This window comes from Streptomyces sp. NPDC054849, assembly GCF_053610945.1.
This window is the reverse complement of sequence record NZ_JBSGZI010000009.1, coordinates 45,140-65,661: the sequence shown is the minus strand read 5'-3', so window position 1 is coordinate 65,661 and position 20,522 is coordinate 45,140. Positions and strand designations below refer to the sequence as shown.

23 protein-coding genes and 1 pseudogene are annotated in these 20,522 nt (G+C 70.3%); 6 read left to right on the top strand and 18 right to left on the bottom strand.

Features of this window, described 5'->3' with window-relative positions:
• Positions 1 to 3: 3 nt before the first annotated feature.
• Positions 4 to 3,069 carry an NACHT domain-containing protein gene (locus ACWGIF_RS06695; protein WP_453492046.1) on the bottom strand — a complete coding sequence of 1,022 codons (3,066 nt, stop codon included), beginning with the start codon at positions 3,067 to 3,069 and terminating at the stop codon, positions 4 to 6.
• A 92-nt stretch (positions 3,070 to 3,161) separates the two neighbouring features.
• Here ACWGIF_RS06695 and ACWGIF_RS06690 point away from each other — a divergent pair, with 92 nt between their 5' ends.
• From ACWGIF_RS06690 to ACWGIF_RS06675, 4 genes and pseudogenes are all read left to right on the top strand, one after another.
• The gene (locus ACWGIF_RS06690) at positions 3,162 to 4,229 is read left to right on the top strand and encodes a sterol desaturase family protein (RefSeq protein ID WP_453492043.1); all 1,068 of its coding nucleotides are present in this window, start codon (positions 3,162 to 3,164) and stop codon (positions 4,227 to 4,229) included.
• Complete coding sequence (locus ACWGIF_RS06685; RefSeq protein ID WP_453492040.1) at positions 4,226 to 4,912, top strand: lysoplasmalogenase; 687 nt, start codon at positions 4,226 to 4,228, stop codon at positions 4,910 to 4,912. Before ACWGIF_RS06690 ends, ACWGIF_RS06685 begins: the two co-directional genes overlap by 4 nt.
• A 56-nt stretch (positions 4,913 to 4,968) precedes the next feature.
• Positions 4,969 to 5,721 (top strand): annotated as a pseudogene (locus ACWGIF_RS06680) (alcohol dehydrogenase catalytic domain-containing protein); the annotation flags it as partial.
• 365 nt (positions 5,722 to 6,086) lie between these two features.
• Positions 6,087 to 6,326, top strand: a complete 240-nt coding sequence (locus ACWGIF_RS06675) for a helix-turn-helix domain-containing protein (protein ID WP_453492037.1) — start codon at positions 6,087 to 6,089, stop codon at positions 6,324 to 6,326.
• 167 nt (positions 6,327 to 6,493) lie between these two features.
• On the opposite strand, the gene ACWGIF_RS06670 is transcribed toward ACWGIF_RS06675, so the two are convergent.
• The 3 genes from ACWGIF_RS06670 to ACWGIF_RS06660 form a co-directional block, all read right to left on the bottom strand.
• The gene (locus tag ACWGIF_RS06670; RefSeq protein WP_453492034.1) at positions 6,494 to 6,682 is read right to left on the bottom strand and encodes a hypothetical protein; all 189 of its coding nucleotides are present in this window, start codon (positions 6,680 to 6,682) and stop codon (positions 6,494 to 6,496) included.
• A gap of 220 nt (positions 6,683 to 6,902) precedes the next feature.
• Positions 6,903 to 7,052 carry a hypothetical protein gene (locus ACWGIF_RS06665; RefSeq protein ID WP_453492031.1) on the bottom strand — a complete coding sequence of 50 codons (150 nt, stop codon included), beginning with the start codon at positions 7,050 to 7,052 and terminating at the stop codon, positions 6,903 to 6,905.
• A 118-nt stretch (positions 7,053 to 7,170) separates the two neighbouring features.
• Positions 7,171 to 7,473 carry a hypothetical protein gene (locus tag ACWGIF_RS06660; RefSeq protein WP_453492029.1) on the bottom strand — a complete coding sequence of 101 codons (303 nt, stop codon included), beginning with the start codon at positions 7,471 to 7,473 and terminating at the stop codon, positions 7,171 to 7,173.
• Positions 7,474 to 7,630: 157 nt separating this feature from the next.
• Here ACWGIF_RS06660 and ACWGIF_RS06655 point away from each other — a divergent pair, with 157 nt between their 5' ends.
• Entirely contained in the window at positions 7,631 to 8,875 is a 1,245-nt protein-coding gene (locus tag ACWGIF_RS06655; protein ID WP_453492026.1) for a Twin-arginine translocation pathway signal, read from the top strand.
• A 1-nt stretch (position 8,876) separates the two neighbouring features.
• Positions 8,877 to 9,191, top strand: a complete 315-nt coding sequence (locus ACWGIF_RS06650; protein ID WP_453492023.1) for a 4a-hydroxytetrahydrobiopterin dehydratase — start codon at positions 8,877 to 8,879, stop codon at positions 9,189 to 9,191.
• A 62-nt stretch (positions 9,192 to 9,253) separates the two neighbouring features.
• On the opposite strand, the gene ACWGIF_RS06645 is transcribed toward ACWGIF_RS06650, so the two are convergent.
• The 14 genes from ACWGIF_RS06645 to ACWGIF_RS06580 form a co-directional block, all read right to left on the bottom strand.
• Entirely contained in the window at positions 9,254 to 9,514 is a 261-nt protein-coding gene (locus tag ACWGIF_RS06645) for a hypothetical protein (protein ID WP_453492020.1), read from the bottom strand.
• Complete coding sequence (locus ACWGIF_RS06640) at positions 9,514 to 9,894, bottom strand: hypothetical protein (RefSeq protein ID WP_453492017.1); 381 nt, start codon at positions 9,892 to 9,894, stop codon at positions 9,514 to 9,516. The genes ACWGIF_RS06645 and ACWGIF_RS06640 overlap by 1 nt, the downstream gene beginning before the upstream one ends.
• A 2-nt stretch (positions 9,895 to 9,896) precedes the next feature.
• Positions 9,897 to 10,880 (bottom strand): hypothetical protein, encoded by a 984-nt coding sequence (locus ACWGIF_RS06635; protein ID WP_453492014.1) that lies wholly within the window; start codon positions 10,878 to 10,880, stop codon positions 9,897 to 9,899.
• Between the two features lie 64 nt (positions 10,881 to 10,944).
• Positions 10,945 to 11,184: a hypothetical protein gene (locus ACWGIF_RS06630; RefSeq protein ID WP_453492012.1), complete on the bottom strand. Its 240-nt coding sequence runs from the start codon at positions 11,182 to 11,184 to the stop codon at positions 10,945 to 10,947.
• A complete protein-coding gene (locus ACWGIF_RS06625) occupies positions 11,181 to 11,696 on the bottom strand; it encodes a hypothetical protein (RefSeq protein ID WP_453492009.1) in 516 nt (171 codons plus the stop codon). Before ACWGIF_RS06625 ends, ACWGIF_RS06630 begins: the two co-directional genes overlap by 4 nt.
• Positions 11,696 to 12,187, bottom strand: a complete 492-nt coding sequence (locus ACWGIF_RS06620) for a hypothetical protein (RefSeq protein WP_453492006.1) — start codon at positions 12,185 to 12,187, stop codon at positions 11,696 to 11,698. Before ACWGIF_RS06620 ends, ACWGIF_RS06625 begins: the two co-directional genes overlap by 1 nt.
• An 8-nt stretch (positions 12,188 to 12,195) precedes the next feature.
• Positions 12,196 to 14,511 carry a carbohydrate binding domain-containing protein gene (locus ACWGIF_RS06615; RefSeq protein ID WP_453492003.1) on the bottom strand — a complete coding sequence of 772 codons (2,316 nt, stop codon included), beginning with the start codon at positions 14,509 to 14,511 and terminating at the stop codon, positions 12,196 to 12,198.
• Positions 14,508 to 16,715, bottom strand: coding sequence for a hypothetical protein (locus ACWGIF_RS06610; protein ID WP_453492000.1), 2,208 nt, complete (start codon positions 16,713 to 16,715; stop codon positions 14,508 to 14,510). The genes ACWGIF_RS06615 and ACWGIF_RS06610 overlap by 4 nt, the downstream gene beginning before the upstream one ends.
• A gap of 345 nt (positions 16,716 to 17,060) precedes the next feature.
• The gene (locus tag ACWGIF_RS06605; RefSeq protein WP_453491997.1) at positions 17,061 to 17,489 is read right to left on the bottom strand and encodes a hypothetical protein; all 429 of its coding nucleotides are present in this window, start codon (positions 17,487 to 17,489) and stop codon (positions 17,061 to 17,063) included.
• Positions 17,490 to 17,501: 12 nt separating this feature from the next.
• A complete protein-coding gene (locus tag ACWGIF_RS06600; protein ID WP_453491994.1) occupies positions 17,502 to 18,005 on the bottom strand; it encodes a hypothetical protein in 504 nt (167 codons plus the stop codon).
• Positions 18,006 to 18,007: 2 nt separating this feature from the next.
• On the bottom strand, positions 18,008 to 18,994 hold the full coding sequence (locus ACWGIF_RS06595; RefSeq protein ID WP_453491991.1) for a phage tail tube protein: 987 nt from the start codon (positions 18,992 to 18,994) through the stop codon (positions 18,008 to 18,010).
• Positions 18,994 to 19,203: a hypothetical protein gene (locus tag ACWGIF_RS06590; RefSeq protein ID WP_453491989.1), complete on the bottom strand. Its 210-nt coding sequence runs from the start codon at positions 19,201 to 19,203 to the stop codon at positions 18,994 to 18,996. Before ACWGIF_RS06590 ends, ACWGIF_RS06595 begins: the two co-directional genes overlap by 1 nt.
• Before the next feature lie 12 nt (positions 19,204 to 19,215).
• Positions 19,216 to 19,680, bottom strand: coding sequence for a hypothetical protein (locus ACWGIF_RS06585; RefSeq protein WP_453491986.1), 465 nt, complete (start codon positions 19,678 to 19,680; stop codon positions 19,216 to 19,218).
• A complete protein-coding gene (locus ACWGIF_RS06580; protein ID WP_453491983.1) occupies positions 19,681 to 20,517 on the bottom strand; it encodes a hypothetical protein in 837 nt (278 codons plus the stop codon). It lies immediately after the preceding gene.
• Positions 20,518 to 20,522: the final 5 nt, after the last annotated feature.

The following is a 20,522-nucleotide window of genomic DNA, read 5'->3' as shown; positions in this document are numbered from 1 at the left end:
GGGTCACAGCATCCGGATCCGCTCCGGCGGGAACAGGTGGGCGCCGAGCACCTCGGTGCCGCGGTACACCTGGACGGTCAGTCCAGGCAGGCCGGCGAGCCCGCTGAGATCCACCGTGCCGCAGGCGCTGAGGGTGAGGGTGGCCAGGTCGGACAGGTCCCGCAGGGCGGCGGGCGCGGAGACGAGCCGGCAGTCGGCAAGCCACAGATGGTTGAGCCGGGGAAACCGCAGGAGGTTCCCGGGGGTCAGCTCGTGGCAGTGGATCATCTGCAGGTAGGTGAGGTCGGGGGGATTCTCCGCAGCCCACAGATCACGGCTCTGATCGTCTCCGGCGATGCTCAGGCTGGCGAGTTCCGGCCAGCGCTCAAGGCCTTCCAGGGACATGCTCTCGGTTCCCTCGAACAGCCACAGCTTGGTCAGCCTCGGCAGCCCGGGCAGCTCCCCGAGGGACCGGTGGCCACCGGTCGAGCCGAGACCGAGGGAGAGCAGACCGGTCAGCCGTTCCAGGACGCGCAGCCGGAGCCGGGGGCTGCCCAGGGTGAACAGGTGCTCCAGTTCCAGCTCCGTCAGCGGGGTGAGATCGGCCAGGGCCGGGCAGCCGTGCAGGCTGAGGCTCTCCAGTCGCGGCAGCGCCGCCAGCGGCCCGATGTCGGTCAGGTCGGGGGAGTCCACCACGTGGAGGACGCGCAGGCCGCGCCGCTCCGAGACCTCCGCGGGGATCTCCGGGAATCCGACCAGTCGCAGCCGTTCGAACTGCTGGAGTGCCCCGAGACAGGCGAGTTGCTCGGCTGTCCTCACCGTCAGCACGCCGTACCCGAGGTCGGCCCCGCCGAGCACGCTCTGCGCGTAGGCGCGGGCCTCGAAACGGGCCCAGGCGTCGTCGAGTTCGTACGCGGCCTTCGGCCCGGTCTCCGCACGGAACCGGCGGATCACCGTCAGCGCGCGCTCCCCGCCGACCAGGGCCGCCGTGCGGATGGTGCCGGCTGCGGCCAGGTCGCTCAGACCGTCCTCCGGGAAGGGGAGCAGGTCCAGGACCAGTTCGCCCGCCCCGGCCAGCTGCTCGGCCTGTTCCGGGCCGCGCGGTGGCAGCAGCTCCGCTGTCCGGGCCAGCACGGCCGACGCGATCTCGGGATCCAGCTCGGGGGCGTGTTCCAGGCAGGCCGCCGCCAGGAGGACCAGCCGGTTGCGGGAGCCCTTGACCTTGTCGGCTCGGCGGAGCAGTCCTCGCAGCAGGCGGGTGCGTTCGTCCGGGCGGGCGTGGCCCACCGCCATGCGGACCACGTCGTCCCAGGTGTCGTCGTGGGCGTTTCTCACCAGCACCCCGAAGTCGCGGGACTCCACGGCCGCCTTGGCCCCCAGGTAGTCCTGAAAGGTGCGGTGGACGAAGACCACCGAGCCCGGCGCCGGTTCCAGGAGCAGGCCGCTGCGGATCAGCAGGTGCGCGAAGACCTGCTCGGCGCCGCTCTGCTCCCGTACCTGCGGCATCGAGTCGAGCCACTCGCCCACCAGGCCGACGGCCTCGTCGCGGCCCGCTTCCAGCTGCCCGTTGCGGATCAGCCAGTACGCGAGCCGCTGGAGCAGCGCGATCTGTTCGTCACGGGTCAGGTAGACCCCCTCGACCGCGCTGATCTCCCGCTCCGTGTCCCTGCGGACCAGCAGCATGTCCAGTGCCGCGTCGTACAGCTCCTTGCGGGCCCTGGGGAGATGCATGCGCCGGTCCTGGTTCAGGGCGCAGAGCAGCGCGCACATCAGGGGATTGGTGGCCAGGCGCGCCAGGTCCCGCCGGGAGGCCACCGCTTCCAGCAGCGAGGCCTCGTACGCGTCGACCTCCTGCCCCTGCGCCCGGGCCGCCGCGTGCCAGTGCTCGACGAACGCCCGGATGTCCTTCTGTTCCATCGCCATCATCGACTGCGTGGCGAAGCCCAGGCCCGCGAGCCAGTCCTCCGGGACGGCGGACGGACGCGTCGTCACCACGTACCGCGCCCTTGGGAAGGCGGAGACGAGCGAGCGCAGCCACGCCTCCGTGCGGGCGCGCAGTCGCTGCGGGACCTCGTCCACGCCGTCGACGAGGACCAGCGCCCGGCCGCTGAGCATGAGGTCCTCCACCCAGCCGGCCGGAGCCGACAGCGGGACGCCGGCGGCGCGCAGGAAGTCCTCCGGCAGCGGCAGGGCACCCGCTGCGGTGAAGGAGCGCAGCCGCAGGACGAACGGGACGCACGTGCTCCACGGGCCGTCCGTCTGTCTGGCGGAGGTGAGGGCCAGCCACTGCACCAGGGTGGACTTCCCCGAGCCGGCCGGGCCGCGCAGCAGGACCCGGTCGGCCGAGGCGAGGGCCTGCTCGGCCCGGACCGGGGTCTGGTGGAGTTCCGGCTCGCCCGCCAGCAGCACGTCCTCGCTGCTGACCGACAGGCTGATGTAGGCCACGTCCAGTGGCCACTCCTGGCGGGAGCGGCTGAAGGTGACGCCGAACAGCTGGAGCCTGCCGTGCGTTTCGGCGATGTACCGCGCGTACCGCTCCTCGAAGGCGTACGCCGCTCCGTCGGACCGGTCGCCCAGCCGGTGCACCGCCCGGGCCAATTCCCCGGTGCGCCGGACCAGTTCCACGTCCGCCCGGGCCCCGAAGCCCGGCAGGGTGGTCGCGTACTCCACCGCGTGCTCGCAGCACAGCCGTACCAGCCGCCCGTACAGCGCCTCGGCCGCGGCGCCCAGGCCGGCCGGCGGTGGTGGCAGGGCCGCCGCCAGGGCCGACGGCTCCAGGTCCGCCGCGAACAGGGCGTCCGCGTCCACGGGGCCGAGCGCGGCGAAGGCGTCGCCGACCGCGGCCAGAGCCGCCAGGCGTTCGTACTCCGGGAGGCGGGCGGTGGCCTCGCCCAGGCGGGCCGCCAGCGTGTCCGCGAGGCGGCGGATCTCCGCCTCGCCCAGTTCCGCGGCCGGCCTGCGCCAGAGCTGCACCGGGCGTACCGGATCCGGCCTGAGCCCCGCCCCGGGGGCCCGGGTCAGGAGCGACCTCACCAGCGCCCCCGCCGCCGTACCCGCCACCCGTAAGAGAACCGTCTCGAACCCTGTCATTCCCCACCCTCCCCGAACCGTCGGTAACCTCGATGGATACCGATCGGTAACAACCCCTGGCGTACCCGGTGAGCCGCCTCTATGGTGCGGTCATGCCGAACCTGCCCGATGTCGTGCTGTGGTCCATACCCGCCTTCGTGCTGCTCACCGTCATAGAGATGGTGAGCTACCGGCTCCATCCCGACGAGGACGCGGCCGGATACGACAGCAAGGACGCCGTCACCAGCATCACGATGGGGCTCGGCAGCATCGGCTTCGACCTCCTCTGGAAGATCCCGGTGGTCTCGGTCTTCACGGCCGTCTACGAACTCACTCCGCTGCGCGTGCCGTTCCTGTGGTGGACCGTCCCGCTGATGCTGCTCGCCCAGGACTTCCTCTACTACTGGCAGCACCGCGGCCACCACGTCATCCGCATCCTGTGGGCCTGCCACGTCGTCCACCACAGCAGCCGGCGGTTCAACCTGACCACCGCGCTGCGCCAGCCCTGGACCAGCGCGACCACGTGGTGGTTCTACCTGCCGATGGTGGCCCTCGGGGTGCACCCGGCCGTGATCCCGTTCTGCTACGGCATCAACCTCCTGTACCAGTTCTGGGTCCACACCGAGCGCATCGGCAAGCTGCCCCGGGCCTACGAGTACGTCTTCAACACCCCGTCCCACCACCGAGTCCACCACGCCTCCCAGGGCGGCTACCTCGACCGCAACTACGGCGGCATCCTGATCCTCTGGGACCGGATGTTCGGCTCCTGGGTCGGGGAGACCGACAAGCCGGTCTACGGCCTCACGAAGAACATCGACACGCACAACCCGCTGCGCGTGGCCACCCACGAGTACGCCGCCATCGCGCGCGACGTACGCGCCGCCGGCAGCTGGCGCGCGCGGGCGGGGCACGTCTTCCGCGGCCCCGGCTGGCAGCCCGCGGCGGTAACCGCACCTGCGGCCGCGTCCGCCCCGGATCCGGCCGCGTCCACTCCGGCCGCGTCCACTCCGGCCGAGTCCACTCCGGCCACCGGCGCCGCGGCCGACCCCGCCGCGAAGGCCCCCGCGCCGGCCGCCGCCCCGGCTCCGTCGGCTTCGGCCGACCACGCCCCCGCCGTGCCGGCCCCGTCTGCTCCGGCCGCCGCCGTCGCCGACCCGGCCGTACAGGAGTCCAACGCGTGAGCACCGCCGAGTCCGCCGGCCGCCCCGCACCCTCCTGGGCCGCCGACCGCGCGCCGGCCGACCGGCTCCGCCTCGGCCGGGCCGCCCTCGCGGCGTTCGCCGCGGCAACCCTCGTCGACCTCGGGTCGCTGCTGGCCGACTGGCACCTCGGGCACGTCCTCGCCAAGCCGCTGCTGATGCCGCTGCTCGTGGTCTACGTGATCACGCGCGGCGCCCCCCGCCTGCTGGTCGCCGCCCTGCTGTTCGGCTGGGGCGGCGATCTCGCGCTGCTCTTCGACGCCGAGCCCGCCTTCCTCATCGGCATGGGCTCCTTCGCCGCCGGCCACGTCTGCTACCTCGTCCTCTTCGGCAAGCGGGCCGCGAACCCGCTGCTGGGGGGCGCGTACACACTCGCCCTCCTCGGGACGGTCGCCCTGCTGTGGGCCGATCTCCCGCCCGACCTGCGGATCCCCGTCGCCGGCTACAGCCTGCTGCTCACCGCCATGGCGTTCCGCTCCAGCGCCCTCGGCCTGCGGGCCGGCGTCGGCGGAGCGCTGTTCCTGCTCTCCGACACCCTCATCGCCACCGGTGTCGCCGCATGGCCCCAGCTGCCCCGCCCGGACTTCTGGATCATGGCCACCTACGTGGCGGCCCAGTACCTGCTGGCCACCGGCGCGACCTCCCGCGAACCAGGCGTACGGTAGGACGATTCCTCAGTCATACAAGACTGAACGACCCCGAGCCGGAGGACTGCACCACCATGCGCGCCACCGTCATCCACGCCCCGCACGACATCCGCGTGGAGGAGGTGCCCGACGCTGCGATCCAGCGTCCCGAGGACGCCGTCGTCCGCGTCCTGCGCGCCTGCATCTGCGGCAGCGACCTGTGGGCCTATCGCGGCGAGGCGGAGCGTCAGCCCGGCCAGCGCATCGGCCACGAGTTCCTGGGCATCGTCGAGGAGACCGGCCCCGCCGTGTCCGGCCTGCGCACCGGCGACCTCGTCGTCGCGCCCTTCATGTGGTCGGACGGCACCTGTGAGTACTGCAAGGAGGGCCTGTTCACCTCCTGCGACCACGGCGGCTTCTGGGGCTCGGTCGGCCACGACGGCGGCCAGGGCGAAGCCGTCCGCGTCCCGCACGCCGACGGCACGCTGGTCAAGCTGCCCGCCGAGGCCGTCTCCGACGACCACCTGCTGACCGGGCTGCTCGCACTGTCCGACGTCATGGGCACCGGCCACCACGCGGCGCTGGGCGCGGGCGTGCGCCAGGGCTCCACGGTCGCCGTGGTCGGCGACGGCGCGGTCGGCCTCTGCGGCGTCCTCGCCGCCAAGCGCCTCGGCGCCGAGCGGATCATCGCACTGGGCCGCCACACCGCCCGTACGGACATAGCCAGGCTGTTCGGTGCCACCGATGTCGTCGCCGAGCGCGGCGAGGCCGCCGAGGCGGCCGTGCGCGAGCTCACCGGCGGCCGCGGCGCGCACGCGGTCATCGAGGCGGTCGGCACCGAGCAGTCAAATCCTTTACAGAGACGGTTTTGTGATGCCCGTGAGCCCCGGTCCGAGACCGGGGCTCACCTGCGTTTATGGCCCGATCGGTCGCCCGGAGGGCGCCGCGAGCTACCGGCTCAAACGGGTGAGGGTTCGACTTGTCGGCGCCGCCCCCACCGATTCGATCACGGGCATGACTAAGCCCCCGACGCGTCCGTCGAGGGCTTAGCCGGCCGCTCCCGCCGCCTGGGGGGCAGGGCTGGGAGCGGCCGGTTCTTGGGTGTTGCGTGCTGCTGAGACGCGTGTGGCGCTCATGCCCGCATATATGCAAGATCACACAGTGCGGCCTCTGCCCTGCATACAAATGATCAAGAAGCCGCAATCGTCTTCGGGTGCCACGCTCCGCCGCTCCACCTGACTGGGTCCTTGCTCGCCGACGCCGTCTCGGCGCCCGACTGCGTGCAGCGCGTACCGAAGCCAACCTGACTCAGCAGGAGGTAGGACTTCGGACGGGCATCGATCGCAGTCAGGTGGGGAGGATCGAGCACGGCAAGGATGCCGCACTCATCGACGCCTTGATCCTCATGGCGGATGCCATCGGCGTGCCGCTGTCCGAGATCGTCAGGGAGTAGGGCCCGGGCGGGCCGCAGGTAAGGCCTGCGTCAGGTGCATGCGGCAACCATACGGATTACCCCGGCTAGCGGAAGTCTCGATTCTGCAACGGCGACGCGAGACCCATTGCAGGTAGGTAGCCCCGACCGGAGACGACCCGGCCAGGGCTACGGTCCCGCGGGCTGGTCTACAGGCCGCAGCTGGAGCAGGCGACGTTGAACGGGTCCTTCGTCACCGGGTGCACCATGACGATGGTGCCGATGCCGTGGCAGTTGTCGCACGGCTTGATGCCCCGGCGGTTTGCGGCCTCCTGGACGGTCGTCGTGTAGTGCTCGACGACGTGGACTTGATTCGGGTCAACCCAGTGCTCGCGCATGTGGCCTCCTTGACGACGCAGGTCCCAACGGTACGCGGGGGACGGGCACTCGGGAACTCCAGCAGGCGCCCGTCCGGGGTCTTCCCGCCGCCTCCGCAGCTCTGGCAGGCGCCCGCGTCCCGGATCTGACCCGTCGCCGGGTCGGTGTAGAGGATCCGTCCGGCTCCGCCGCAGTTGGTGCAGTTCGCTTGCATGGTGAATCGCTTCATGTGATGGCTCCTCAGTAGATGTTGCCGAAGAGGATCGCGGCGGCGATGGCGGCCGCGATGAAGACGTACAGGGCCTGCCGGCGGAGGTCGCTCACCGGCCGGCCGCCCGGGTCCTGCGCGCGGCCCGCTGGGCGGGGCGGGGCCGGCGGTTGTGGCTGCATCCGTCGTGGGCGTACATGGGCGGCCGGACCGCGGACGCGGAGAAGTCGGGGCCAACCCTGTTCTCAGGCAGGGCTGGAACGTGCTTGTCGCAGTACACGCAGTACTCCTGGCCCGAGCTCATTGGGCGGCCACACCGAGAAGTGCGAGCATCCGGCGGGCAACGCGCGCCAGCGCTCGGGCGTAGACCCAGCCGCCGAGCGGGCCGCGGTCCGGGCCTGCGGCCTTGACGGTCTCCCAGTCGGCGAGCACGGCAGCCGATCCGGGCAGGCACGCCACATCGGCGCAGAGCAGGCCGGCCTGACGCAGGAGCTGCCCGGTCAGGGACTCGATGTCCCGGTCCGAAGGCCTCCGTGTGTACTCGGCGAGGGCGGCGTCGGCGAGATCCTGAACCGCCTGCAAGTCGCCTCGTGTACTGGTCATGTCGGTGCTCCCCTACCGCAGTTCGTCAGCGCGCTGTGTGCTCGTGGGTAGATGATGGGCGGGCACGCAGATGGGCAGATAGGCCATCGCGTGGCCATCGACGGCCACGCAGCGGCCACGGCCGGGGACAGACGCGATGACACCTCACACTGGGGCCATGGGCCACCGAAACGACGCGCTACGGGCTGCTCGGCTCCGCGCGGGCTGGCGCACCGTAGAGGCCGCCGCCGCCGCCCTCCAGGCGCACGGGCAACAGCTCCTCGACGACGCGCACTTCACCGTGTCCGCGCGCACCTGGCGGCGCTGGGAAGGCCCGGAGCCGGGCTGGCCGCCGGAGGAACGGGCGATCGTCCTGCACGACGCGCTCGGCCGGTGGCCAGAAGACCTGGGATTCACGGCGCCCGCCGGCTGGATCCGCCCCGAGGCACATCAAGAGGAAGACGTGAAACGCAGGACGTTCGTCTCCGTCACCGCGGCCGCGCTCATGCCCGGCCCCGTCGCCAAGCAGTACGTCGACCCTGAGCTGATCGACTACTTCGAGCAGCAGCTCGAAGGGCACTACAGGGCCGACATGATGCTCGGCCCCCACGACCTCATCGGCACCGTCAGCGCCGGATACGAACTCATCGACAAACTCACCCGCAGCGCGCAGGGCGAGGTCCGCCGCGGCCTCCTACGGGTCGGCGCCGCCTACGCCGCGCTCGTCGGCTGGCTCTACCAGGACGCCGGCGACCTCGGCGCGGCCAGCTTCTGGCGGGGGATAACTCAGGAGATCGCGGCCCGCTCCCGCGACCCACACCTCATCGGCTACAGCCTGGTCAACCTCGCCCACGTGCGTACGGACCTCGGCGACGGCCACGGCGTCATCGACCTGTGCGAGGCCGCCCTCGACGACGACCGCATCTTCCCCAAAGTCCGGGTCATGGCCATGCAGCAGCAGGCCCACGGGGCCAGCCTCACCGGCGACCGCACCGCCGTCGACCGGCTCATCGACACGGCGGGCGGCCTGATCTCCCGAGTCGACGACGACTTGCCCTGGGGCAACGCCTGCCGCCGCACCCCTGGCTACCTCGAAGTGCAGCGTGCCACCTGCTACGGCCGCCTCGGCCTCGGCCGCGAGGCGGAGTCCCTGTGGTCCCAGGTCCTCGACGCGGTGCCCGCGAGCGCCCGACGGGACCGCGGCGTCTACCTCGCCCGGCACGCCACCGCCGCTGCCGCCGCCCGGGAACCGGAGCAGGCCGTCGAGATCGCGCGTGCCGCTGCGGAGATCGCCGTGGAGACCGGGTCAGCGCGCATGCGCCGTGAACTGGGGACCCTGGAGCGGGCCATGCGGCCGTGGCACGATGCCCCGGTAGGCCGGGACCTTGCCGAGGTCCTGGCGCCTGTGAATGAGGGGAGCTGACATGGGCGTACTGAAGCCGCTGACACACGAGGAGATCGCCGAAGGTTTGGCCAAGCTGCCGGGGTGGGAGCAGCAGGGCGACGCGATCACCCGCACGTATCCGATCCGGTACCACGCGGCGGTGGCCGCGATCGTGACGATCGCTGACCGGTCCCGGCGGATCCAGCACCACGCAGACCTGGACCTGCGCATCGACCACCTTCGTGCCTCGATCACGACGCACGACGCCGGGAACCGGTTGACCCGGGCCGACTTCGAGCTCGCGCACCGGATCGACGCGATCGTCGCGGCGCACCAAGCGCTCCCGCTGGACTGAGCCTGGACGCACGAAAGCGCCCCCTCCCGCCCGAAGGCGAGAGGGGGCGAGCAGCGGGATGCTTACCGGGCCAGCAGGGCGAGCGCCCCGGTCACGGCCCCGCCGACCCCGGCGAGGACACCGATGGTGGGCAGGGGCCAGCGGGAGCGCTCCAGGGTGCGGATCCGCATCTCGTGGTCGGAGAGGTCACCGCGGATCTCTTTGGTCTCGTTGAGGACGCCGTCGATCTTCGATTCGATGCGGCCCACTGCCTGTGCCAGCCCCCTCACCTCCTGATACATCTGGGCGGGGGAGATGTACACGCCGGGATCGGGGGCCGTCATCACGCCCCCTGCGGCGCCGTCTTGATCGGGCTCGACTGCTCGATCGGCAGCCGCGACACCGGCGCCTCGACCTGACCGTGCGAGACCACGGCGAGGACCGCGGTCACGAGGGACATCCAGCCGGCCTGCTCCGTCGCGGACATGTCCAGGCCGAAGCCGACGAACAGCGCGAGAGCAGCCTGAGCGAGCTGCAGCACCGCAGCCCCGGCGGCGCCCGTCTTGAGGACGACGGCGGAGGCGACGGCGACGGTGCAGGCGAGCGCCGTGTTGATGAGGGTCTGCTGGGTCTCGGAGACGTCCAGGCCGTACGCCGCGGCGAGCTTCAGGGCGACGGCGATGACGGCGAGGATGTAGACGGGCTCGCGTCCGAAGATGCGCATGGTCAGGACTCCTTGGTGGCGGCGGGGGTTCCAGTGACGGTGACGTCCACGTCGATGACGGCCTCAGCGATCGCGGCGCGGACCGCAGCGACGACCGTGTCGGTGTCGACGTCGTCGTGCTGGCCGAGCTGGGTGGCGAGCGCGGTCACTGCGGCCTGCGTGGCGGCGAGCTGGCGGCCGATGATGTCGGTCTGGTTACGGTGGACGAGGTCCATCCAGGCCATCACGGCGCCCATGTCGACCGGGCGGCCGGTCGCCGCGTTGGTCTCCTGGTGCCGCCAGACAGCCGCGGCGTACTCCTGCGGGGTGGGCATGTCGTCCTCCTCGGACGGGTCGGTGGTCTCGCCGGAGACCAGAGCCATGGCGTACCCGATGACCAGGTCCATCCGGGTCGCGCCCGGGTCGCCGTGGTCGTTGCCGTCGGGGACGTGCATGTGGCCACAGTGGCCCTTGAAGTTGTGCCACTCGGCCAGCTCCATGCGGGCCCGGCTGTTCCCGTAGCTCGTCGGGTACGGCAGCCACGGCCGCGGGGTGGAGACGAGGGGGACGCCGTGCTCGGTGTGCAGCCAGGCGACGTACTTGGCGTACTCGCGGAGCAGCCAGTCCGGGGCGTCGGGCCAGTAGATGTAGTCGACGCCGGCCCGGCGGGTACCCCAGCTGACGCGCCGGTTCGGGTCGCAGGATCCGACGAGCTCGACCTGGTGGCAGTTGTTCCGGTTGGTGCGGACCTCGGTGTTCGGGCTGTCGACGAGGGCCCGGGCGCTCATGTCCGCGGGGAAGTGCGCGTAGACCTTCAGCCGCCGGTTCGCAATGTCGGGCAGGAGCGTCACGTTGGGGGCGCTGACGCCGCCGTCGTAGTCGGGCAGCGACGTGCCCTCGGTGGTGTGGGTCACACAGCAGTTGATCTCCTGCATGAGCCCGGGGTAGCGCCCGTCGTACCGGTAGGCGGTCGACGCCCCGGGGTAGAACGCTGCACCGGTAGACATGGGTGCCTCCAGGGCATGAGGAAAGCCCCGGCCGACGGCGCGGGGCTGGCGGGTTGCGGGTGTCTCAGGCGTGAGCGGCGGGGGCGGACATGGGGTCACCGATCTGCTCGGGCGTGCAGGTGCAGACGTTGCTCACCTCGCCCGCGGTGCATGCCGCCTGGTGGAGCAAAGTCGTGGCGTCCGGGGGCAGGGCGTGGTCGCTGCAGGCGTACACGGGGACGGTGTCGGTGAGGGTGCCCTCGTCCGGGCGGGCGCGGCGTGGCCACTGCACTACCGCGCGGGCCCCGCAGGCGCAGGCGATCATGCGTGGATCCAGTCGACGTACATCATCGAAGCTCCCTCGTTCACGAATGCGGTCGCCAGGGTGCCGCCGGAGTTCTGCCCGCCGGCGATCTCGATGTAGTCGCCGACGGCGAGCTGCAGGACGTGAGTCGCCTCGGGGATGCCCATCAGCGTGCCCGCGCCGTACAGGCTCGCGCCGCCCTGGATGAACGCGGCGTTGATGTGGACGCGGGCGCCGCGGGATCCCGTGCCGTTGATCGCGAACGCGGCGCGCCCGGTGACCCTGTACCAGCCGGCCAACGCACACGTGTACCGGGACGTGTTCGTCACCGTGCTGTGCCCGTTGTAGGTGTCGGTCACCTCGGTGTCGAAGGTCAGCACCTGCCACGTCCCGGTCGCGACATTCTGTGTCACGGTCTGTTTGAGCACTGCCATCGGCGGGTTCAGCAGCAGGCTGATCTGATCGCGGACCTCGGCGTTCATCAGGGCCGCGGTCACGACCTCGCCCACGACCCAGGTCCGGGGAGTGGCCATCAGTTCCACCCTCCCATCGGCCCGGGATCCGGTACGGGCGTGCCCTGGTCCCGGGTGTCGGTGTCCTTGCCCGGCTGCTCGGGCTTCTGCGGCCGGTCCCACGCCTTGTCGTCGTCGGCGTGCCACCAATTCCGCTCATGCGGTGCGCGCTCGGCGACCGCAGCCTCAGCGGCGGCAGGCTGCTCCGGGAAGATGATCCGGGCCCAGCCCCAGCCGCACTCCGGGCAAGCGAAACGGGCGTCGTCGGGGGTGACGACCTGCGCGCTGCCGCACACACAGTCCGCCACCCACCTGCTGTGGTTGATCCTGGCGTACACGCTGGCGCCGATCAGCATTCCGTGCGGTGGGCGGACGCGGCGCTGCATCTGCTGCTCGTACCAGTGCCACACCCGCTCGGCCGCCGGGACCAGGTCCCACGCGTCGGCGCGCTGGCTGGGCGGCGGTGTGTAGAAATGCTGCGCCCGCCGTACGGGAATGTCTCTCGCTCGCACGGGGCCTCCTAGTAGCCGAGCCGGGTCGTGCTGCCGAGCACGCTGTACGTGCTGCTGTCGAGCGCCCACACGGCATCGGTCTGGGCGCGTGAGGTGTGGAAGGCGAGGTGGTGCGACTCCTGGCCGATCTCCTCGACGTAGCCCTCGACGGTCACGGTGACGGTCGCGGCCGGCGCCTCCTCGGGCATGTTCGTGACCTCGAAGACGGTGGAGATGTCCGCGTCGAGGAGGATCCGGTACGTGGCGACGGGCTGGGCGTAGGCCTGGATGGGCAGCTCGCGCACTTCCGGCACAGGTACCGCGTAGCGGGAGACCGTCCACAGCAGGGCGTCGACGACCTCGGGGTCTGTCACCTTCAGGACGGTGGCGCCGGTCGGCGCCGGGTAGGAGCCGAACGCAGCGATCGACTCGGGAGCGGTCACGCGCTGGGTGGCGCCGCCCGGTCGGGCTGCCTTGTAGTCGTTGATGAGTTTCTGGTCGTCGGTCGGCAGGGACACACCGCCGGTCTCCAGGTCGGCGTAGTCCAGGCTCAGCGCGGGCACCGGGTTGTAGCGGACGGTGCGGCTCTGAAAGAGGAGAGCATGGCCGTCGCGGTGTGACGCCAGCCGGCCTCCTTCCGTCGCCTCGACGACGCGCATCATGTCCAGTGCGCTGGAACCGCCTTCGCCCTGCGAGGCCACCGGCAGGAAGTCCCCCTGGCCATCGAGCGAGGCCACCCCGGCGTACCCGGCCAGGCGCAGGACGCGTTCGTCCGCGTCCTCCCCTGAGAAGCCAGTTGCGCCCGCGTCGTAGTGGTCGACGATGAGCGCGATATCCGGGTGGCCGGTGTAGACCACGGCGTGTGCGACAGCCCCGTCCCACAGGTGGTCAGGGAAGCCGCCGATGGACAAATACTTGAGGCCGACCATGGACAGCACGGTCACGGGTATTGCGGCGCCGCCGTCGATGTACACGACCTGGCCGATCTCGTCGTACACGACGTGATGCCAGGCGCCGTCGGCCAAGCTGGTCGCATTCACGACGGTGACCGTGCGGGCAGTGGCGTCGACGGTGTGCTCGATGGTCAGGTAGCCGCTCGCGTTGAGCGCGAACACAATCTGGTACTGGAACGAGAACGAACGGCAGGCCAGGAAGTGCCTGTCGGTGACGCTGGTCTGGAACCAGCACTCGAAGACGATCGCGGTCAGGGCCGTCTGCTCCTCGGCGTGGCGGCCCATGTCCGCGTCGAGGCGAATCCCGTTGGACGTCGAGGCGGGTGAGAGCCGCACGACGGACTGCCCGGTCGCAGGGGGCCCGGCTGCCTCGCCGAAGGAGACGCTTCCCCCTGAGCCGACCTGCGCCTGAACGAGGCTGCCGGCGCCGGTCCCCGCGACGTCGCCGGCCGACGCGGAGGTCGACGGCTCGGTCAGGGGGTAGTGGATGATCGGAGCACTCTGCTTGATCTCCTCGGCCAGCATCGGCTCGAGCGCCGGCTGCTTGGACAGAGGCTTGAAGAAGTCCGTCGCGGTCAACAGCACTTGGCCCTGCAGGCCGGCCCACCCGGAGTCCCATTCGTTGACCAGCCCGTAGAAACGCCAGTGCACCTCGGCGCCAGCGCTGTCGAACGACGTCGCCGACGCTCCCTCCTCCAGCTGCACATCGTCCAGCCAGACCTTGTCGCCCGACGCGGGCGATGTCACCGTCGTGGTCAGCTGCACGGTGTGGCTCGTCGAGGTAGCCGTGAACGTCTTGGTGATCTGCTGCCAGGCTCCAGTGGTCGAGGAGGCGGTGCCAGGCGCGGCATCGTCGATGAGCCACCGCACCGGCGGGTCCCCGGCCGGGACCCACACCCAGCCCGACAGGGTGTACGTCGTGCCGACGGTGAGGCCGTAGACGGTCTGCTCCATCACGCCGCCGGTTCCGCTGGTCTTCCACTCGATGAGCAGGGACCGGGTGCCGGAGTGGGCGCGCGTGGTGTCCGAGAAGAAGTTGTTGACGATGTCGGTGGCCTTGTCGAACCAGTTGCCGGTCGTGCCGTCCTCGAACGTCGGCTGGTTCACCAGGTTCTTGCCGGTGGTGGTGACGATGCCCAGCTGGATTGGGCAGACCGGTCTGACGTAGGGGTAGTAGGGGGACGTCGCCAGACCAGCCGAGAACCTGCCGTCCGAGTTGTCGAGGGTGACGGTCAGGGTGCTCGGCTGGGTCTGGGTCCGCTCGTCGGACGCACCACGAGTGGTCCGGATCTTCCGGCTCAGATCGACCCACTGGCTGATGTCCGTCCACGTCACCGAGAGAGCCATCGGCGCGTAGCCGAACGCGACTCTCAGCACGGGCTTGATCGTCATCGTGCGAGCACCCCCGTGGGCAGGCCGTAGGCACGCTGCAGTTTCAGGAACATCCGCTCAAGCTGCTGGGCGGTGCCTACCGGATCGATGGCGCCCTGAACGGTGACGTTCACGGTCATGCCGGCCGCCGCCTGGGCCGGCCGGGCGACCGCCGGCATTGCAGCGGTGGACGAGGAGCGGGCAGCCGGGATTGCGCGGCCCTCGTTGAGTGCGTCGAGGGTCCCTTGGCCGAGGCGGTCGACCGCGGAGGCTCTTAGGACGTACTCGCCGTTGGATAGCATGCGGGGGATGCTGTCCGAGGTGGACGTGCCGGGCCCGCGGACGATGCCGCCGGTGGCCAGCCCTTCCATGAGGCGTGTGCGGTTGTTCATGGAGTTGCGAGTCACGTACGTGAGCGTGACCGTGACCGCCCGGTTTCGGATGGACGCAAGCTCGGCCCGGGCTGCTGCTGCCTTCCTCTCCAGGTCGTCGATGTGCGCGGTGAGCTTGGCGCGCTTCTCGGGGGGCACCGACGCCAGTTGCCCCTTGGCTACGCCGATCTGGCTTTCCCAGGCGCTGATGTTCATCTGCAACCGGTTCTGACTTAGCCGGGGCAGGACCGCATTCGAGAAACTCTGCGTCTTCTCCTGAGCGGTCTGCAGGCCGCCGACGAAGGAGTCCCGGAAGTTGTCGAAATCCGTGTTCGCCTTTACGAAGGCGTCGCCGATCCCGGGGATCTTGCCGATGGTCATGGCGAGACCCGAGACGATCACGTCCAGGGAGCTGAGTGCGCCGATCGCCAGCAGCCGGAAGCCGCCGATCGCGTCGGGCAGGTATCGGATGATGCCCTCCGCCACGCTGAGCATGACGTTCCCGCCCAGCCGAGCAAACTCCATCAGACCGAGCTTGTTCTCCTGCACGGTGGAGTGCAGGCGCTGCAGGGGGCCCCGGACTTCCTCGACGCTCTTTCCTGCGGGGGCGAGTGCCTCGACGATGGCCTTGCCCGCGCTCTTGAAGGCGGTCGCGAAGGGCTGCGCGAGGAGCCAGACCGACTTCAGGCCGAAGGTCAGGTCGTCCAGGAGGGGCTTCGCGGCGCGTACCCCGTAGCCGACCATGTCCAAGGCGCGGCTGACGACGTGTCCGAAGAGCGTCATCTGCTCGCCGAGGGCGGGGCCGAAGGTACGGGCGACTTCGCCCGAGAAGCGGCCGAAGGCGGGCAGCAGCTCGTTGATCATTCCGAAGAGGCCGTCGAGGAACTTCGACGACCCCTCGACCCCGCGCTCCAGGCCCTGGAACATTCCGGGCAGGCCCTGGCCGAGGAGATTGGAGATCCCGCCCGACAGCGATCGCAGGGTCGGTTCGCTGGCCGCGCCGAACTCTATGAATCCTCGCGTGAGCCCGCCGAGCCCGCGGGTCAGGTCCTTCACGAAAACGTTGCCCAGCGCCAGGACGGTCGTGAAGTCCTTCTGGAATCCGGAGTCCTTCATCAGGCGGCCGACGCCGGCCGCGGCATTCCCGAAGCCCTTGCCCATCTCGGTCGCGGACGCGCCGACAATCTTGATGAGCGGGCTGGATTCCTTCAGGGCCTCCGTAAATCCGGGCAGCATGGCCTTCTGGATTTCGCCGGACAGCCCCGCGAATTCCTTCTTGGTGTCGACGAGCTCTTTGGTGAACGCGCGCGCTTCTGGAGACAGCTTCTTCAGCGCGGCGGCGTATTCCTTCTTCCCCTTGCCAGCCGCCTCCAGCGCGTCGCCGACACCGGAGAATCCGAGCTTCATCGTGACTGCGGCAATGCCGAGGCCAGCCACCATGGGCACGAGCGCGCCGATCGCGGGCAGGAAAGACAGCGCGGCGATTCCGGCCACGGCCCACAGGGCGCCGCCGAGGCCGCCGCCCTTGCTACCGACTTCCGCGCCTGCCGTGGCCGCTGACCTGCCGAGGTTGGCCAGCGCGGGGCGCGTCCTGTTGGCTCCGTCTCCGAGGTTGCGGACCTGCACAGCGCTGCTGCCCGCGGCGTCGCCTACGTCACGGATCTCAGGTGCGGCGCCAGCGGCCTCACGGGCAAGGAGCTCGGCCGAGGCGGCCGCGGTGAGGAAGCGGCCACGCATGTCGCGGATCCGACCGTTGGAGTCCCGGGTGAATCGTTCGACTTCGGTGTTCGCCTGCTGGGCGGCGTTGCCGAGCTGGCTTACCGCGGGGGCCGCCGCGCTGGCCTCGGCGCCCATGGTCGCCGCCGCGCGGCCGGCGCCGTCGAGGTTGCGTCCGAGCTCCTGTAGGCCGCCGCCGGCGGTGCGGGTGAACGCGCGGAGCTCGCCGCCGGACTCGTCGACGGCGGTGTTGATGCGCTGGTGGAAGCGCTCGGCGGACTCCCCGATCCGGCGGAAGACGGGGGACAGGTTGTCGTCGCCGTCGAGGACGAAAGCCATGCGCTCAGCCACTGGATGCCTCCCTTGCCCCGTCGGCCTGGTGCTGGTCGATCCAGTCGCAGTACGTCTCGAACTCTTCGACGGTCAGGTCGTCTACGTCCCTGGCGCCGAGGTGGAGCAGGTAGGCGAAGAGGCCGAGGTACTTCAGGCGCTTTGCGGTGAGGTCTCCGTCGTCGGCTCTTTTGGGGGTGCGGCCGCTTCCGCCAAGGCCACGTCCACAGCGGCCGGGTCAGCGGCGTAGAACCTCAGCTCGGCGATCGCGTGCTCGCGCTGGGCTTCGGGGAGCTTCACGATGTCCTCGGCGACGAGAGCAACTTCCCGGGCATCGAACCGGCTGACCAGCTCGTCGATGAACGGGTCGAAGTCGGACCAGCGCAGCGTCGGCGTTTCCCGCTTGAGGAGGACCCAGACGATGCCGCGCATGGCGGTCGGGTCGTCATCGCGGATGCCTCGCTTGAGTGCGCCCCACGTCATGTCGGTGGTGCGCTCGACGACCTGTGCCTCTGAGGTGCGCACCGACTTGACATCGAAGCGGCGCTCCTCGCCGTCCGCGGGGCGGTACAAGATGATCACTGTGGCTCCTGTCTAATCGAGGCGCTGGCGGACGTCGCGCAAAATCGCTTCCACCTCGCGCTCCATGCGCGGGCGGTGCCGGCGGATCGTGGACTCCCACCACAGCGGCGTGGTCCTCTGGTTCGCCCACCGGCGACGATTGCCGAAAACCGGGTGCCGGATGAGGCCGGTGTTCATGACCTTGGGCATGTTGCGGAGATCAGGCGGCAGCGCGGTCCGGTCGATCCAGACGCGGGCGCCGGGGTTGCCGGTGGTCCGCACGGAGATGCGGATCGCGGCGGCGATCGTGGCGCGCAGCGGCCTGGTCGTGGGCGACGGCCCGCCGCGGCCGGTGGCGCCCTGACTGCGGATCGGCAGGGACCGCACCGTGCGCTGCAGGTCGGCGCGCAGCGGATCGGCCGCGCGCCGGATCCTGCGTTGCATCGCGGCCCGGACCGGCGCCCCGCTCGCCGCGTTGAGGCGGCGCGCCAGCTCCAGCAGTGAGCCGGTGTTGAGGATCCGGATGTCGCGGGTCACTGCTAAACCGCGGTGTCGACGGAGATGTAGCTGATGGACACCTGGTTCGTGCCGTCGTACAGGGCGGTGAACTGGTAGCTGGGCTTGATGACCTCGAAGCCGTCGATGACCGGCGGCGCCTCGTCGATCTTGATTGCGGGCAGGGTGATCCGGAAAGTCTCGTAGTACGTGGACGCGATCAGCGGACCGACGAACTCCAGCACCAGAGAGGTGGCCGTATCGCTGGTGTGGAGGTCATCCAGCGTGGTCGAGACGTAGTCCATCTCGATCGACCCGGTGATCTTCACCAAATCGTTGGCGATCGGCTCCTTCTTCAGACCGGCCTGACCGGCATAGAAGCGGTCCGTCGCCATCGGCCTTTCGATCTTCACCGAGGCCTTGCGAACCCCGTCCAGCGCCGTCTCCGACGCGAATGCGCCTGTCTTGACGGCCATCTGCCCGAAGTGGAACGGGCTGCGCGACGGGTAGCTGGCGGCCGCGAGCGTCTGTCCCTCGTCGCAGGTTTTGCCGTCGATCTCCCACGACGACATCAGCATGCCGCCGACCTCGCACGAGAATTCCGCGCCGACGACCTTGCACCCGACGAAGCTCTTGTCGGTGACCGTGCCAGTGGTGAGGGGCACGCCCTTCTGGATGGTCAGGTTCTTGCCGAAGCTGTCGGCCAGGATGTGGGTCTGCAGATAGGCGGCCGTAGCGGCCTGCTGGACGGGGGTCACCGTCGTACCCATGAGCGACTGAAGCAGAACACCCATCCCGCTGTTGGTGACCTCGAGGTCGATACTGCCGGTCACCTCCAGCTGGGTCAGCACTCGACGGGCAGACAGCGCCATCAGGCGGCCCGAGGCGACGCCGGCCGACTGCTCGGTCGTCTTCTTCAGGACCAAGCTCTCCTTGGTGAACTCCAGGAACCTGGTCGGCGCCACGTAGGTGCCGTAGGTGACCTCGGCGACGATGCCGAGCTGGCCGCCGAGGCCGGATCCGATTGCCATCAGCTGTCACCCTTCGGGGTCTTGCCCACGGCCTTGGTCGGCGCGGGCGTCGTCTTGGGTTCCTCGACGGGCTCCCAGTTCGAGGTCTGGCAGACGTAGCCGTCGTACCGGGCATCCGGCACCTCGACGACCTCGTCGGGCTCGACGGTGCGGCTACCGAGCTCCGGCACGGTGACCGGCACGGGGCCGATCCAGCGGACCTTGGCCATGTGGATCTCCTGTCAGATGCGGGCCCGGCAGCGGACCGTGAGGGGGATAGCGGCGAGCACGCCGTCGGACTGGATTTGCACCAGGTCACCGGCTGCGAGGTGAGCCCACAGCACCGTGCCGTTCAAGGTCGGGGCCTCGGGTGCCGCGTCGGTAGCGCGGAGAGCGTTCTCAACCTCGGCCAGAATCTCGAAGGCCCGCGTACGGCGGGCACCCATGTCGACGCCACCGGAGCGGGACTCGATGTAGCAGAGGAGATCGAAGTTCTCGTCGCGGTCCCGGGCCCCGGCCGAGGCGAACTCCTGGCTGAGGCTCACTGCGATCTCGGCGCCAGGCTGAAAGCCCACGAACAGCAAATCCGTGCTGGTCAAGTTGACGGTGGGTGGCCCGTCCACCACAGTGACCCCAGCCAGGCCGGGCGCGGCGCGCAGGATGTCGAGCAGTTCGGCGACCGCGGCCGGGACAGCGGAGGTGGCCATCTACGCCACCCCCGGCGGGAGCCGGTGGGGTTCCATCAGCTGCAGCGCCCTGTTCGGGATGGCGTACCCGAATCCGGCGACGGGCTCGGTCACGGCGAAGTCGTCGCCACCGCCGATGCCTCCGAGGGCGCGGGACGCGCCGTACTTGGTGCGCCACAGGTGCTGAAGGATGATTTTCGATGCTGAGGTCAGGTTCGAGGGGACGATCACCCGTCCGACGACGTAGGTGATCCGCAGCGGGCCGACGAGGAGACCTCCGTCCAGGCGACGGAGAATCCCGCTGCTATCGACGTGCAAGTCGCCAGGCGCGTACGTTTCGCCACCGGTGAGGATCCCCGCGGCTGACGTCACCGAGAGGACCGGCGTACGGCGCAGCGCGATCTCGGCTACGCCCCAGCGGGACACAGCGTGGTCCTCGACGACCGTACGGCGGGCGCACGGCCCGCACAGTCCCTCGACGAGCTCGGTCACGGACTCCAGCCAGCCGCGGATCTCCTCATCAGCCGAGGTGTCCGTCGCAGCGAACTGCAGGTGCCGGCGGGCGTCGGCCAGGGACAGGATCAGCGGCGGATCAGCGGCCCGCACATCGAACATGTCCGTGTACGCCGCGCTGGGTGTCGCGAACAGCCAGCGCACGCCGTGGCGGCCGGCCTGCACGGTGGTGTAGTCGACGGTGTACTCGCCCGTGCTCGCGGGCGGGTTGGTCACCACAGGGGCGGTGGTGGTCCCGTCGGGCAGGGTGATGGTGAGGGTGGCGCTGGCCGCGTCGGTGAGCGTGCCGCCCGGGTCCCGGCACTCACCGCGCAGACGGACGGAGTCCCCGAGGTCGAACGGCATCGCTC

Coding starts and splice junctions, on each gene's coding strand:
- ACWGIF_RS06665 (WP_453492031.1), bottom strand. CDS start 7,052: ATGCAGCCACAACCGCCGGCCCCGCCCCGCCCAGCGGGCCGCGCGCAG.
- ACWGIF_RS06595 (WP_453491991.1), bottom strand. CDS start 18,994: ATGGCAATCGGATCCGGCCTCGGCGGCCAGCTCGGCATCGTCGCCGAG.
- ACWGIF_RS06650 (WP_453492023.1), top strand. CDS start 8,877: ATGGGCGTACTGAAGCCGCTGACACACGAGGAGATCGCCGAAGGTTTG.
- ACWGIF_RS06585 (WP_453491986.1), bottom strand. CDS start 19,680: ATGGCCACCTCCGCTGTCCCGGCCGCGGTCGCCGAACTGCTCGACATC.
- ACWGIF_RS06645 (WP_453492020.1), bottom strand. CDS start 9,514: ATGACGGCCCCCGATCCCGGCGTGTACATCTCCCCCGCCCAGATGTAT.
- ACWGIF_RS06590 (WP_453491989.1), bottom strand. CDS start 19,203: ATGGCCAAGGTCCGCTGGATCGGCCCCGTGCCGGTCACCGTGCCGGAG.
- ACWGIF_RS06695 (WP_453492046.1), bottom strand. CDS start 3,069: ATGACAGGGTTCGAGACGGTTCTCTTACGGGTGGCGGGTACGGCGGCG.
- ACWGIF_RS06580 (WP_453491983.1), bottom strand. CDS start 20,517: ATGCCGTTCGACCTCGGGGACTCCGTCCGTCTGCGCGGTGAGTGCCGG.
- ACWGIF_RS06610 (WP_453492000.1), bottom strand. CDS start 16,715: ATGGGCGCCGAGGCCAGCGCGGCGGCCCCCGCGGTAAGCCAGCTCGGC.
- ACWGIF_RS06655 (WP_453492026.1), top strand. CDS start 7,631: ATGGGCCACCGAAACGACGCGCTACGGGCTGCTCGGCTCCGCGCGGGC.
- ACWGIF_RS06635 (WP_453492014.1), bottom strand. CDS start 10,880: ATGTCTACCGGTGCAGCGTTCTACCCCGGGGCGTCGACCGCCTACCGG.
- ACWGIF_RS06615 (WP_453492003.1), bottom strand. CDS start 14,511: ATGACGATCAAGCCCGTGCTGAGAGTCGCGTTCGGCTACGCGCCGATG.
- ACWGIF_RS06660 (WP_453492029.1), bottom strand. CDS start 7,473: ATGACCAGTACACGAGGCGACTTGCAGGCGGTTCAGGATCTCGCCGAC.
- ACWGIF_RS06625 (WP_453492009.1), bottom strand. CDS start 11,696: ATGGCCACTCCCCGGACCTGGGTCGTGGGCGAGGTCGTGACCGCGGCC.
- ACWGIF_RS06690 (WP_453492043.1), top strand. CDS start 3,162: ATGCCGAACCTGCCCGATGTCGTGCTGTGGTCCATACCCGCCTTCGTG.
- ACWGIF_RS06640 (WP_453492017.1), bottom strand. CDS start 9,894: ATGCGCATCTTCGGACGCGAGCCCGTCTACATCCTCGCCGTCATCGCC.
- ACWGIF_RS06630 (WP_453492012.1), bottom strand. CDS start 11,184: ATGATCGCCTGCGCCTGCGGGGCCCGCGCGGTAGTGCAGTGGCCACGC.
- ACWGIF_RS06670 (WP_453492034.1), bottom strand. CDS start 6,682: ATGCGCGAGCACTGGGTTGACCCGAATCAAGTCCACGTCGTCGAGCAC.